This window comes from Sphingobacterium lactis (assembly GCF_011046555.1).
Taxonomy (GTDB): domain Bacteria; phylum Bacteroidota; class Bacteroidia; order Sphingobacteriales; family Sphingobacteriaceae; genus Sphingobacterium; species Sphingobacterium lactis.
The window spans coordinates 2,125,365-2,139,105 of sequence record NZ_CP049246.1; the positions used below are offsets into that span (position 1 = coordinate 2,125,365).

At 46.0% G+C, this 13,741-nt stretch carries 14 protein-coding genes; 5 read left to right on the forward strand and 9 right to left on the reverse strand.

Annotated features, from left to right (window positions below; all coding sequences use genetic code 11):
• Positions 1 to 31 precede the first annotated feature (31 nt).
• The 3 genes from ygiD to G6N79_RS17755 all read right to left on the reverse strand — a co-directional run bounded on the left by ygiD (position 32) and on the right by G6N79_RS17755 (position 2,272).
• On the reverse strand, positions 32 to 916 hold the full coding sequence (ygiD, locus tag G6N79_RS09280) for a 4,5-DOPA-extradiol-dioxygenase (RefSeq protein WP_103907407.1): 885 nt from the start codon (positions 914 to 916) through the stop codon (positions 32 to 34).
• A 94-nt stretch (positions 917 to 1,010) separates the two neighbouring features.
• Positions 1,011 to 1,841 (reverse strand): AraC family transcriptional regulator, encoded by an 831-nt coding sequence (locus G6N79_RS09285; protein WP_103907372.1) that lies wholly within the window; start codon positions 1,839 to 1,841, stop codon positions 1,011 to 1,013.
• A gap of 227 nt (positions 1,842 to 2,068) precedes the next feature.
• The gene (locus tag G6N79_RS17755) at positions 2,069 to 2,272 is read right to left on the reverse strand and encodes a hypothetical protein (RefSeq protein WP_394341717.1); all 204 of its coding nucleotides are present in this window, start codon (positions 2,270 to 2,272) and stop codon (positions 2,069 to 2,071) included.
• Here G6N79_RS17755 and G6N79_RS09290 point away from each other — a divergent pair.
• From G6N79_RS09290 to G6N79_RS09305, 4 genes are all read left to right on the forward strand, one after another.
• The gene (locus G6N79_RS09290; protein ID WP_394341716.1) at positions 2,271 to 3,428 is read left to right on the forward strand and encodes an ammonium transporter; all 1,158 of its coding nucleotides are present in this window, start codon (positions 2,271 to 2,273) and stop codon (positions 3,426 to 3,428) included. The genes G6N79_RS17755 and G6N79_RS09290 overlap by 2 nt on opposite strands.
• A gap of 121 nt (positions 3,429 to 3,549) precedes the next feature.
• A complete protein-coding gene (locus tag G6N79_RS09295; RefSeq protein WP_103907370.1) occupies positions 3,550 to 3,777 on the forward strand; it encodes a hypothetical protein in 228 nt (75 codons plus the stop codon).
• Positions 3,778 to 3,927: 150 nt separating this feature from the next.
• Positions 3,928 to 5,157 carry a carboxypeptidase-like regulatory domain-containing protein gene (locus G6N79_RS09300; RefSeq protein WP_103907369.1) on the forward strand — a complete coding sequence of 410 codons (1,230 nt, stop codon included), beginning with the start codon at positions 3,928 to 3,930 and terminating at the stop codon, positions 5,155 to 5,157.
• A gap of 117 nt (positions 5,158 to 5,274) precedes the next feature.
• A complete protein-coding gene (locus tag G6N79_RS09305; protein ID WP_103907368.1) occupies positions 5,275 to 6,066 on the forward strand; it encodes a sulfite exporter TauE/SafE family protein in 792 nt (263 codons plus the stop codon).
• Between the two features lie 122 nt (positions 6,067 to 6,188).
• Here G6N79_RS09305 and G6N79_RS09310 read toward each other — a convergent pair whose 3' ends face one another.
• Both G6N79_RS09310 and G6N79_RS09315 read right to left on the reverse strand, forming a co-directional pair.
• Positions 6,189 to 6,413, reverse strand: a complete 225-nt coding sequence (locus G6N79_RS09310) for a hypothetical protein (protein ID WP_103907367.1) — start codon at positions 6,411 to 6,413, stop codon at positions 6,189 to 6,191.
• A 94-nt stretch (positions 6,414 to 6,507) separates the two neighbouring features.
• Entirely contained in the window at positions 6,508 to 8,811 is a 2,304-nt protein-coding gene (locus G6N79_RS09315; RefSeq protein WP_103907366.1) for a GH92 family glycosyl hydrolase, read from the reverse strand.
• Between the two features lie 213 nt (positions 8,812 to 9,024).
• Between G6N79_RS09315 and G6N79_RS09320 the strand changes: the two genes are divergently transcribed.
• Entirely contained in the window at positions 9,025 to 9,435 is a 411-nt protein-coding gene (locus tag G6N79_RS09320; protein WP_103907365.1) for a hypothetical protein, read from the forward strand.
• A 54-nt stretch (positions 9,436 to 9,489) separates the two neighbouring features.
• On the opposite strand, the gene G6N79_RS09325 is transcribed toward G6N79_RS09320, so the two are convergent.
• The 4 genes from G6N79_RS09325 to G6N79_RS09340 all read right to left on the reverse strand — a co-directional run bounded on the left by G6N79_RS09325 (position 9,490) and on the right by G6N79_RS09340 (position 13,741).
• Positions 9,490 to 11,262 carry a DUF4091 domain-containing protein gene (locus tag G6N79_RS09325; RefSeq protein ID WP_103907364.1) on the reverse strand — a complete coding sequence of 591 codons (1,773 nt, stop codon included), beginning with the start codon at positions 11,260 to 11,262 and terminating at the stop codon, positions 9,490 to 9,492.
• A 133-nt stretch (positions 11,263 to 11,395) separates the two neighbouring features.
• Positions 11,396 to 11,893 carry an STM3941 family protein gene (locus G6N79_RS09330; RefSeq protein WP_103907363.1) on the reverse strand — a complete coding sequence of 166 codons (498 nt, stop codon included), beginning with the start codon at positions 11,891 to 11,893 and terminating at the stop codon, positions 11,396 to 11,398.
• Between the two features lie 83 nt (positions 11,894 to 11,976).
• Complete coding sequence (locus G6N79_RS09335; RefSeq protein WP_103907362.1) at positions 11,977 to 12,363, reverse strand: DoxX family protein; 387 nt, start codon at positions 12,361 to 12,363, stop codon at positions 11,977 to 11,979.
• A gap of 46 nt (positions 12,364 to 12,409) precedes the next feature.
• Complete coding sequence (locus G6N79_RS09340) at positions 12,410 to 13,741, reverse strand: ankyrin repeat domain-containing protein (protein ID WP_234993248.1); 1,332 nt, start codon at positions 13,739 to 13,741, stop codon at positions 12,410 to 12,412.

Below are 13,741 nucleotides of genomic sequence, written 5' to 3' on the forward strand. Positions count from 1 at the left end.
CTACGTGTTAATTATAATAGTAAGTGTGAAATTAACCAATTTTAAATGAGGTCATCGTCAATGCGCCTGCCACGGCAGCATCGTTGAAAATTGTTAAGTCCTCGTTTTTGTCCTGTAGCGCCAGCGCATAGATCATGGGCAGGTAATGCTCTGGGGTTGGGATGGCCATCTGCCATGCTTTTCCCTGTTTGTCAAAATCAATCAGTGGCTGGTGATTTCGGTCGCGGATATACTCCTTCATCTTCTCGTTGGCTTCCGTTGCCCAATCGAAGGCAAAACCTACGGTATTGAGGTGCTGCCAGGAAACCATGCGTAGGTTATGGACATTATTTCCCGATCCGATAATCAACACTCCTTTTTTGCGGAGTGCCGCCAGTTCCTTTGCCAAGGCATAGTGGTAGGCTGCAGGTTGGGAGTAGTCGATGCTCATTTGGATGATCGGCACATCGGCCTTGGGGTAGAGGTGTTTCACCACCGACCAAGAGCCGTGATCCAATCCCCATTTATCATCCAGGTGCACTTCCGTGCCCTTCACTAAATCCTGTACGGCATGGGCCAGCTCCGGTGAACCCGGTGCCGGGTATTGCACATCGAAAAGAGCCTGCGGAAATCCACCGAAGTCATGGATGGTCGTTGGGTTTTCCATGGCGGTTACATACGTTCCGCGTGTTTCCCAATGGGCGGAGATAACCAAAATTGCCGTTGGTTTTTCAATTTCCGTACCCACACGTTTAAAGCCCTGCACAAATTCATTATCCTCAATCGCATTCATCGGGCTACCGTGGCCCAAGAACAAAACGGGCATCGTTGCACTGTTGTTCAGGCCATCGATAAATTTATTTAATCCACTCAATTTTACTGCCGCTCCAGCCAATGGTAAGGCTGCAGCTGCTGCTAAAAATTGTTTTCTGTTCATGTCGTCCATGTTATAGTTCCTTTCAAACTGTAATACAAAGATCGCCACAAACTACAGGCAAGTGGTATGAAGATTTGGTAAAAAAGTATAGATTTTAGGAAATCAACCGTTGCATCTCGTCCCGAAACTCAGTAGGAGTCTGTCCTGACTTCTTCTTGAACACGCTGGTGAAATAGGCTTTGTCGGCATAGCCGATGTCAAAACCAATCTCAGACACGGTCTTGTTGGTGCTGATCAGTAGATTCTTAGCTTCGATGAGCTTGCGCGTTTCGATAATTTCCGAAACGGATTGGTTGAGGACATGTTGGGTGATGCTGTTTAGGTTGCGGGCGCTCATGAATAGCTTTTCAGCATAGTAGTTGACACCCTCTGGCCGACGAAAGTTTTCTTCCAAAATCGACAGGAAGTTCTTAAAGGTGATATCCTGGTTCCTGTACAGGTTGCCGTTCTCAGGGCTTACCTTTTTTCGCTCGGATTCGATCATGGTGAATAGGGTGGTCAGGAGTTCCCGAACGATGGAAAGCTCCGGCGTTTCCTGTTGCATTTCTTCGCTCATCATTTCACAGATCTGGTTGATGCGTTTGAAACAGCGCTCCTCTGGAAATTGCAGGTTGGCATTATCGTGATAATACCCATACAGATTAAAGGTCGTTTCGGGAATGAATTCACTCCGGAAACGGATAACCCAGAAATCGCATTCCCCATCCTTTACCAAAGGCACGACCCGGTGAATTTTGCCCCTGGTCACAAAGCAAACAAAAGGTGATTCGTAAACTTCACTCTTGAAATCTATAAAATGCTCGATCATGCCCTGAATGCCGATGATGAGCTCCTCAAATTGATGTTGATGAGGTTCATTCGCCGTACCTTGGATTTTTTCCGCCTCAGCGTAATCGATTTTATAGATTTTAAATAAGTCTTCCATTCGTATACGTGTGATTTTCAATCCTAAATATCCGACTTTTTCAGTTAAATTCTGTAGTCGAGTTTGGATTTTGTTCGGTATTGGAGGAAAAAACCGGTTTTTAGTGAGGAAAGTGGGTAATGTTCCTCGATTTTTAAGTAAAACAGGGTCTTATTTTTAAAATTTTCAATTTTTATCATTTTATTTTTAAATAAAAACAGTATTTCTTAAAAAATATTTTGTAAAATTCATTTTTTATGTATTTTTGATTCAAATAATTCAAAATATATGGTTTTCTCTGGTAAAAAATCCTTTGTGCCGTTAGTTTTTATGGCTGGTCTGGTTCTTCTTGCTCTTTTATTTACTAAACCACCTAAAAATTTTGGTAGTTTCTCTTTGAATGACGCTGATGTTGCTTGGATGTTGACTTCTACAGCCTTAGTTTTGATCATGACCCCTGGATTAGCCTTCTTTTATGGGGGTATGGTGAAGAAAAAGAACGTTATTTCTACCATGTTGCAAAGTTTTATCTGCATGGCGGTGGTTGCTGTCCTATGGGTAGTGTTCGGGTTTAGCTTGGTGTTCGGCGAATCCATTGGTGGGGTTATCGGGGATCCTCGCACATTCTTTATGTTTAATAATGTGTTGGAGCACGCTCCTTGGGAAGCTGCACCGACGATTCCATTTGCGCTTTTTGCCATCTATCAGTTGAAATTTGCAATTATTGCCCCGGCGCTGATTACAGGTGCAGTGGCAGAACGTATTAAATTCACCTCTTATATCTTATTTATCTGTTTATTTTTTGTATTCGTCTATGCACCCTTGGCGCACGCTACTTGGCATCCCAATGGGATCTTGTTAAAAATGGGGGTGTTGGATTTTGCCGGTGGAACGGTAGTGCACATGTCCGCAGGGCTGACAGCCTTAGCTGCAGCACTATATTTAAGGAAGGGCAAAGAGATGCATATGCATAGCCCAGCTAGGATTACGTATGTGCTGCTCGGAACGGGACTGCTGTGGTTCGGATGGATCGGATTCAATGCAGGGAGTGCCTTTTCGGCTTCCGGATTGGCGGCTACAGCACTGATTACCACCTCGACAGCGTCAGGAGCAGCCGCATTGATGTATATTTTTTTGGATGCGGCAAAAGGTATCAAGCCTTCCGCCATGGGTGTATGCATCGGTGCAGTGGTCGGTTTGGTCGCGATCACACCAGCGGCCGGCTATGTGACCTTTGGCCACTCCCTGGTGATCGGTGCGTTGGCAGCACTGGTGAGCCGCCTGGTGATTGCCTGGCGGACGAAGTCCAGGATCGATGATACCCTCGATGTGTTTCCGAGCCACGGCGTAGGAGGGATGGTCGGGATGCTCCTGACCGGGATATTCGCCACACAAGCCATCAACCCCGGAATCCATGGGAACGGATTGTTCTTTGGTGAGTGGGGGCTTTTCCAAGCCCATGTGCTGGGGCTGATCGGTTCGACGGTGTTTATCCTCGTGATGGCATTCCTGATCCTCAAACTGACTGACCTCATTACCTCACTGCGCGTAACGGATGCAGAGGAGGAAGCTGGTCTTGACGTCACCCAACATGGAGAAAAACTGTGATTATTATTAACTAAACATAACCTGAATGGAAAAAGTCGACTATCCGGTCGGCTTTTTTTTTGTGATTATTCCAAACCATTTGTACTCCAGCTTGTTGATAATATAGATCAACTAAATAACTATGAAGAAATTACAATTTATTATAACAGGTTTGTTTGCCATGGGATTAATGACCGCCATGAGTTGTAACAACAGCCCGAAGGATACAACCGGTGAGGATGTGGAAGCATTACCAGATCCAACCGAGGGTGGGGATGCTGAGCGCTACAACATCAATGCTCCAGATGAGCAGGTTATTAAGCTCGATTCTACGGCAATGGATTCAACCGCAGTAGATACCGCCCAATAATCACATTCTTTTATATTTTTGTTAGTCAAAAGCCTGTTCTCTCCCAGATCGGGCTTTTTTATGGCCTATAAGGTAGTATTGGAGCATATTGATGCAGGTGTAGGGATTTCCATCTCGCTATAATCAGTATATTTACGGAAACAGACCAATATGCGAAAACTTCTCATCTGCTTCTTCTTTAGCATTCTGCTGCCATCTGCTTTTGCCCAACACCTCATTCAGGGGCGAGTGTTCGATGCCCAATCTAAAAAACCGATCGCTGGAGCTTCAGTCTATATAAACAATTCTTCCAGTGGAACAAGTACGAACAAGGAAGGGGAATTCTCGCTAACCAGTAGAAATGCGCTGATCGAACTGATCGTAACCTCTGTGGGCTACCAGAAATCATCGACGCAGGTATCCCTTCCGCTTCAGGAAAAGGAAGTTCGGATTGAACTGCAGGAGCAGTCTACCGAAATAGAGGAAATCGTGATCCGGGGTAGCTTGAAAGATGGATGGGCACGATACGGTAAATTCTTTGAGGAGAATCTGCTTGGTGTGGGGTATTTCGCAGAGAATTGTACCATTAAGAATAAAGAAGTGGTGAAGTTCCAGTACAGTGAAAAGAATAAGGTATTGACGGCCTACTGTACTGCTCCATTGGTAATTTACAACAAAGACCTCGGGTATGAGCTGACATATGATCTGGTGGATTTTTCAATGGACTACAAGACCCAGATGTTCTACTTCGCAGGTTATGCATTATTTAAGGACATCGGCAAGGGGAAGAAAAAATTCGAACAGAATCGCCGGGATGCGTATCAGCTATCCATTACTCGATTTGCAAAAAGTACCTACAATTTAAGTTGGGCGGACGACGGCTATGTTGTCCGGAAATTGGTTAAAAAGGAAAATGAAGTCCGCCGTGATGCCAAGGCAAAGTACAGTGAGGTTTTAAATACCGTTATGAAAAAATATAATGGGCAATGGGGTAGATTTTTTGCCTCACAAAAGGAATACACAGAACAAATGGTGTCGGATATGCGTAAGCAAATGTCGCAACCTGAACGGATCAGTTACCTGATGGATGTTGTCAAACCGGAGGAGGTTGTTCGGCGAGTTGATGGCCGGGATGATCTCATGTGGATCAGCTATGCAGATTTTCTCTATGTGATCAATCCGGCAGCCTTTGAGCATTCAAAGCGCAAGATGATACAGCAGTCGGCTTATGAAGTAACGGTACTCTATCTGCAGCGCCAGGAGGAGGGCGTGGTCATCGATGCTTTTGGCAGTTATTTCCCATCCGATAATTGGGTGCTGAATGGGCATGCGGTGAATTTTTCCAAGTTGGCTTTCTTGCTTCCTATAGATTATGTCTTCTCCGAAGCAGAGGGAAAGTAGTAAGGGAACCCTAGAGGGGACAATTAACAGGGCAAATCGTCTTATTTAACGAATATTTCTATTACTTTTAACATCGATTATGAACGTCATGCAGAACCGCACTAACGCAAATACCATATGATTATCATTGGTTGTATTTTGGCCATCCTGGTAGGAGTAACCTTGGGGATGATAGGGAGTGGGGGAACCATCCTCACGGTACCCATCCTGGTCTATGTGATGGGCGTGGATCCTGTATTGGCGACCACGTACTCGTTGTTTGCAATCGGAATCACCTCCCTAATCGGGGCCGGAAGGGGGATCATCCGTAAAGAAGCGGATCTCCCGAAGGTGCTGACCTTTGGGGTGCCTTCCTTAATAGTGGTTTTCCTGACCCGTTCCTTTATCCTTCCCCTTGTGCCGGAAGTTATCCATATCGGTGATTTGGTTTTCCATCAGAATGTATTGCTGATGATCCTGTTTTCCTTCGTTATGATTGCGTCCTCCCTCAGTATGATACGTTCAGGTAAGATGACCTTGAAGGCACCGGATGAAGCAGTGAAAACGCCAATTGAAGTCATTGCATTACAAGGAGCAATGGTTGGATTGGTAACAGGACTCGTTGGTGCAGGAGGTGGATTCCTCATTATTCCCGCCCTGATCAACTTCTATCACCTGCCCATGCGCAAGGCCGTAGCGACTTCGTTGATTATCATCACCATCAATTCCTTCTTCGGTGTAGTCGGTGACCTCGAGAAATTTCCGCAATTCGATTGGCCTTTATTATTGGGCTATACGGGAGCCGCAATCTTTGGTATCTTCATCGGCTTCTATTTTGCGGATAAGGTTTCCAACAAGTCATTGAAGGTAGTATTTGGCTATATGATCCTTTTGGTGGGTTGTTATATCCTCGTGAAAGAGTTGCTTTAGGTTGTAGACCCACAGGTTTTCCGCTTGTTTTTTTGCAAACAGAGCTTAGCGAAGGCTCATGTCCTATCGCTGTTCGTGTGCTCTTTTAAATAGGAATGGAGATTTTTGGTTTGGTTTTCTACCTACAATTCGTATCCTGCATTGCGCTTTCCTTTTTCCGCTTTCTTGCTTTCCTTATGGCGATAAATCAAAATGAATATCATACCCGAAATTATGGAAAGGTTGATTCGGCGTAAGGTCACAAGCTCAAACTCACCTGTTTCAGACCAACTGGAAAGAAAGGATACAATCCCATCAAAAAAGAATACACAGATTGAAAAGACTATGGCGTTTAACAGTATTTTCATGGTAATTGGTTTAATGTCTTGAAGTTACCTAATATAAATGAATAAAAAAAGGAAGAGTAAAGCTCTTCCTTAATCTTAATATAAATTTAATATGTTACTTCTTGGGTTTGGCTGTCATTACAAATTCCAATGTTCCGCCAGCCATGATATCCTCATGATTGATTTTGAAATCCTTGATTTCCTTACCATTCCACAATGCCTTGCTCACGTACATGTTTTTTTCCGATTGGTTCTTGGCAATGACCTCCAGTTTTCTGCCGTTCTGCAAGTGTATGGATGCTGATTTTACCAGAGGACTGCCTAACCAGTACACGTTTTCCCCTGGAGCAACAGGGTAGAAGCCCAAGGAGCTGAACAGATACCATGCTGACATCTGTCCACAGTCATCATTTCCACCTAAGCCTGCCGCGCCATTGTGGTATTGGTTGCGGATAATCTGGCGAATACGTTCCTGCGTCTTCCATGGACTCTTGGTCTGGTTGTACAGATAAGCGACGTGGTGCGAAGGCTCATTGCCATGAACGTAATTCCCGATAATACCTTCACGTGTAATATCTTCTGTGTTAGCAAAGTATTTATCCGGTAGGTGCATCGTGAACAGGGAATCCAGGTAGGATTCAAATTTCTGCTGTCCGCCCATCACTTCCATCAATTGTTCAGGCTGGTGCGGTACGTATAAGGAATAGTTCCAGGTGTTGCCTTCAATAAAGCCCTGGCCGTGCGTGTCAAGGACATCGAAGTTGGCCCTGAAAACGCCCTTGCTGTCCTTAGGACGCATGAAACCAATGCTTGGGTCGTAAAGATTGCGCCAATTTTCGGCTCTTTTGCTGAATTCCGCCGCGATATCCTCCTTACCCAATTTCTTGGCAAGCTGTGCGATACACCAATCATCGTAGGCATATTCCAAAGTATTTGAAACTGAAGTGCCGTTTACATCGTCAGGTACATATCCCAGATCCATGTATTCACCGATGCCTTCATAGCGGCGTGCTTTCGCGGTCTGTACACAGGCAGCCAATGCTGCTTCCGCATCGCCCTCATACGTGCCTTTCATGATGGCATCCACCACAACGGAAACAGAATGGTACCCGCTCATACACCAGTTCTCATTGGCATAGTGGGACCAGATCGGCAACATCTTCAAAACGGATTGGTCGTAATGCGCCATCATCGAGGAAACAATGTCCGCATTTCGTTTAGGATCTACCAAATTCAACCACGGGTGGAAGGCGCGGAACGTATCCCAGAGTGAAAATGACGTGTAATTTGTAAATCCTTCTGCTTTATGTACCTCTTGATCCAGACCTTTGTATTCGCCATTGACATCCATGTAAACCGTAGGCATCAAATTGGCGTGATACACCGACGTGTAGAAATTCACCAGATCTTCCTTATTGAGCATATCGACCTGAAAGCGCTGTAATTCCTTTTCCCATTCATCTTGGCCGCTTTTGAGCGTCTGCTCAAAATTCCAATCCGGTGTCTCGTAGTCCATATTTTCCAGCGCATTCTTCATGCTCACCGGGCTAAGGGCGACTTTCATCATCACCTGTTCCTGATCTTCCGTATCGAAATCCAGATGCATCTTGATGTTATGGGCAGCTAGATCAGGGAAATTATCCTCCTGATTGAATTTCCGCCAAAATCCTTTGTACTGTACGTTCTTGTCGTAATATTTAGCGCCATAATTCTTGAAAGGCTTGGACGTACGGATTGCGAAATAAACGGTCCGTGTTCTTGCCCATCCGTTGGTTTGGCGGTATCCCGTGATGGTGGAGTCGTTCAATGCCCGCACGACGGTCCATACATTCTTGCCCTCGTAATTGTAGATTCCGGCAGTAAGGTCTAGGATGAGGTGTGATTGATCCGATTTTGGAAAAGTATACCGGTGGAAACCGACACGTTTGGTGGTTGTAAGCTCGGCAAGGATCTGGTGCTTATCCAGTTTAACCTTGTAATAGTTGGGTTCTGCAGTTTCATTCGCATGGCTGTAGGGTGACCTGTAGCCGCTTTGCGGTTGGTCGGCAGTGCCTGGGTTCAATTGGACCTTACCCTGGGTGGGCATCACGAGGATATCGCCCAGGTCGGAGTGTCCCGTTCCTGAGAAATGCGTATGGCTGAATCCCACAATGGTAGGGTCGTCGTATTGGTAGCCCGCACAATACTTGTAGACATCACCCGTATACTTGCCATTTACAGCGTAGGGAATGGTATCGGTGTCCGGACTTAGCTGCACGGCGCCAAAAGGTACTGTCGCACCTGGGAAGGTATGTCCCATCTTGGCGGTCCCGATCAAGGGCTTCACATATTGTTTGAGGTTGTTCTGTTGCGCAAAGGCCAGTGTCGGCATCATCGCCAACAGCAGTAGCTTTCGAAGGTTTCGGTAGTTTCTGATCATATACGTATGGTATCGAAGGTTTACGGATCGCTTTTTAAGCGAACTAAAACGTTAATGTCTTGTTCAAATATATTCAAAAGAATTAAAAAGCCTGCCCATTGTCAAGGATTTTTCCGCGTTAATCAGCCGGTTCGACAAAATGAAGAAGTTAACCTGGATTCATTTTTCGAGGGATAGACAACGGTAACTTTGTTAAATAAAAAAGGAGGAGCTATGAGTCAAGATGCAAAATTAATGTGTGCCATTATCCTGTTTATCATTCCCACGATTGAGTTTGGAGGCCATTTTCTGCTGCGGTATATGCAAGGGAAATATAAACACCTGGCATTAACGCCATTTCAGCAGCGGATGTTCAAATCAGGCCATTCCCATGCCGGAGTTTTTACCATCATGGCCCTTATCTGCCAATTGTTGGTGGACCACGCCGGTTATGACGACTCGGTGTCGTGGTTTCTGCGTATCGGGTTCATCGCTTCCGCTATCCTGATCTCAGGCGGTTTCTTTTTTGGAGCTATGGGTCCCGGCAGGACAACCACCAACCGATGGATAGGGCTGTTGTTCGTGTCCATTTTCCTGGTGACGACCTGTCTGATAACCCTCGGGGTCGGATTGATCAGGGCATAAAAAACCGCTGCCACTTCTTTTCATGAAATGGCAGCGCTCAATGGATTTCTGTGCTTAGAGATTGGTGGATATGTCGTTCAACAGCTTTTTGGCGTTGTTCAAGTCCGTATTCCAACCCTCGTATCGGGTGTTGTTCCCAAGCTTGTCTATTGCCTGTTGCAATGCTGTCAATTGGTTACTGTCATTCTTCGCTTTCAATTTTTCCAGGACAATACGTGCTTTCTCGTAATCCTGAATGCCTTCCAACATTCGTTCGTAACGTATGGAGGTTCGGGCTTTGGGATACACAATATAGGTATCTCCGGCGGGCCAGGTTCTAAATCGAGAATCCTGGAGCGGATTTTCCACCCAGGAGTTAAAAGCCCAACGCAGTAGGCCATCAAAACCGGTCGCTAGCGCATACCAGCCCAGATAGGTGGATTCCCCCGGATCCGAAAAAGTAAACTGGTTAGGGAAGGCATCCGAACAACAGATGTAGAACGTGCTGTTCAAACCCCGTTTCTGCCGATCCAGAATGTCCTGCTTTTCATAGGGATGTCCTACAGCAATACTGATGTCCTCGCTTTCGGGGTACCGCTGGTAGGTTTTCTGATTATCGGCATAGGAAACGCCCAATTCAGGGCTTACCTTCTTCATTAGCGTTAAGGCGGCATCCATTTGTTCCCGTTCGCGCTCATCGATGGCGATGTTGGTTTTTTCTAACCAGCCCTTTGCTTTCAGGTGCTTACTAAAGTCCTGCAGGAAGGGTGTCCAGAGTTCTTCGAATACCGGAGTGCCCGGTTTGGCGACCACGTTGATGGTCTTTCCGGTCTTCGCATCCCGATAATGGATCTCATTGTTCCAAGGGATAATGGAGTAGCAGTTTATCATTTGATTGATCCCAAGGTCGGACATAAAATTAATCCATCGGTCAAAGACTTGGTAGTCATAGGACCAGGTGCCATCGCTATTTTTCGTCCAGGTAATCATATCGGCGTAAGGATCATAGGTCTGCACATTCCATGGGTCCTTGTTCACGGTGGCCGTGATAACCTTCTGTCCAGCATCGGCAAGCAATTTCATGACCGGTTCCATTGCTTTGAAGTGTGCATCGGACCACATGGCTACGCCTTCTACTCGAGCGACTGCTGAAGGGTGTTGCCATTGATCCAGGTGGAACTTCCAATCCTTCGGCTCGGGTAGGGTCTGATCGATAACCTCGACCTCAAGTGCCAGGGATTTAAACGGTTTCCCTGCAACTGAAATTTCAACAGTCCCTGCATATTGCCCTGCGGCTGCATCACGCGGAATGGCCACCTTGATCCACACCGGTCGAACCGTATTGCCTTCCATAGAATAACTTGTCAGGTTGTCCAGCATATCCGGTGATAAGGAAGCCGCGAAATTCTCCGGCTTGCGATGCCCACAGCCTGGACCGAACTCATCAGTCATCACATAACGGAGGAAATGGGTGCTCGTTGCGGTATTTGGTAGTTTATTATTTGTAGATGAAAGGGTTGTGACTTTTACTTCAATATTATCTTTGGGTTCTGTTGTCCACAGCAGGACTTGGGCATTTAGCTTCTCACCCCTCCAGCCGCGGATCTGCAAAGCGTCTTTTTGCTCGACGGTCGGCGCCAAGGATTTCGGGAATCGGAGATCGGTACTGACGAAGGAGGCCTGCATACCCGACTTCACACCGGACCAGTTGATAAGCTTCTTATCAATGGGGTCAGGCAGTTCATTGAATTGTACAGGTAAAGGGCTTTGCGCAAATAAGTGGGAAATGGGCAGATGAATGAGTGTGCCCGCAAGGAGAGCAGCAAATAAGGCTTTCTGAATTTTCATGCGTATCAAATAAGTTTCGGTTATATCGAAGATACGGCAAATATTCAGGGAATGGATAGGATTGCTGTAACGAATCCATAGAAAAACCCCCTTAACAAAATGCTAAAGGGGTTTTATTTGCTCATAATTCGTCTTAATTGTAGAATTTCGTTATTGCACTATGAATTTCAGCTTCCGTTGCATTCAATTCCATAAGGGAAAAATTAATATATCCTTTGTTGGTTTTCATAAAGGTGTCCTTCACAAAGAAGTTTTTCATGCGCTGTGCATACTTCTCCGGATTGATTACTTGCACAAACATCATGTTCCCGCTGTGATCGATATGTGTGATGTCTTCCCAGTCAATCAGTCCTGCAGCTTTGGCCACAGGTGTTGTCTTGCCCGTGATTCCCTGCGCATCGATGCGCAAGGCAACCTCATTCGGATCTTTGGGCGCCAAAATCAATTTTAAAAATGCCCCAAAGCCCAAAAGTGCCAGGAAAACGGAAGTGACCTTCCACATGATCAGTGCGCGTGTGTCGACAAAATAAACATAGTAGATAAATACCAGCCCAACGATTCCTATGACTAGGAAAAATAGCGCAATTTTTTGCTGTTGACCTTTTCCGTATTTAAATTCAAATGATTCCATAACTCGTGTTTTTTTGAAATGTTTCAGCAATCAAATTTATATAAACAACGTGTATTCCCCTAAAAAGGTTGCTTCTGGCGTCTCTACATTTTATCTACAGCATACCTTCCAGGGCCTGTAAAGGCCAATGCGGCCGAAATAAAAAGGATGGCTAATGGCGGAGTCATTGCCTCGATGGTGTCCCCATTGCGGAAATGAACCATGGTCAGTGCAACGATGAAATTTACGGCAAGGAGTCCTGCAGCCCAGCGTGTCTGCCAACCGATCAGTATTAAAAGCCCACAGATCGATTGAATCAGCACGGAAGTAACAGCAGATACAATCGGGACGGGAAAATGGAAAGATGCTAGAAAGCCGGCAAATTCCTGCATGTGTTCCCAGCTGAATAGATTGTCCATGACCCCGTAAATAATGCGGATCCCTAGGAATAGGCGTAGGAGCAGCAGTCCTATAGCGGTTTTGTCGTTCATATTGGTTATTTATCCAAATAACGCAATTCGTGTTGAATTATGATAGCTATCCCTGAAGAATCTTTGCTTTTTCAGCATTGAATTCATCCTGGGTCAATATGCCAGCGTCCAAAAGTTCTTTGAGGTCCATAAGGGCTTTTTTCTTGTCAACTCCGGTATTGGCTACGTGCTGCGGTTGGGGCGGTGGTGCCGCAACTGCATGCGAAGCTGGAGACCCGAACTGCAGCAGGAGTGCCGTAATTTCATTGAATCCTTTGATATTGGCGTAATCAATGGCCTTCTGTTCTTTAATATTCACCACTTGCGGATCAGCTTGGTTTTCCAAAAGATATTTCAGAACATCTTTCTTACCATTGGCGGCTGCATAATGCAATGCCGAATTACCGGACTCATCCTGTTGGTTGATGGCAGCGCCCCGCTCAATGAGGAGTTTCACCATGCTCAGGTGCCCATTTTTAACGGCATGGTGCAAGAGGCTCTCGCCACCCTGGTCTAGGTGCGCATTGAAATTAAACTGCGCATCCAGAGAAAGGTTGCTGTTGGTTTCCACATAGTCCAGGTAGCCATAAAGCGCTTGTACATTTCCAGTGACTGGGCGGGCGTGGTTCACATCCAGGCCATGGTCCAATAGGGTGGCAACGATTTCTTTCTGATTGTGTGCACAGGCGTACCAGATGGGAGACATGCCGTTTTCATTGCTTAGATTGACATCCGCTCCATGGTCCAGCAGCAGGTTAACGATTGCCTTGTTGCCCTCATAACAGGCTACAAGCAAGGGGCTTTCCCCAAGCTGATTGGTCTGATTGACATCTGCACCGTTATCCAACAGCAATTGGACCATGGGGATCTGCCGACTCTTGGTCGCCAGCAATAGAGCGGTATTGCCAATCTTGTTGGATGCTGCCGGATCTGCACCAGCCTGTAGCAATATTTTTGCGGCTTCGGTGCTGCGGTTGGTCACCGCTAAAAGCAAAGGGGTGTCGGTGTTGTTATTCGATAGGTTGACATCCAGGCCTTTATCCAAAAGGAGTTGCAGCACATCCGACTGGCCGGTAGAGGCCGTGAGATGAAGTAAGCTGTTTCCTTTGAGATCGTTCAAGGCACAATTGGCTCCTCGCTCAATCAGGTACACAGCCGTTTGTTTCTGCTTTTGCAAACAGGCAAAGAATAGGGGTGTTTCCCCCTGATGATCTTCATAATCAATGTCTGCACCCTCCTCCACAAGGATCTTCACCAGATCCAAGTAGCCGCGATGTGCGGCATAGTGGAGCGCTGTACGCCCCTTTTCATCGGTATATGCAACATCGACCTCCTTGTTGGCCAACAGTAATTCTGCTATCTTTCGTTTTCCGCCTTCGCAGGCGATTATAAATGACAT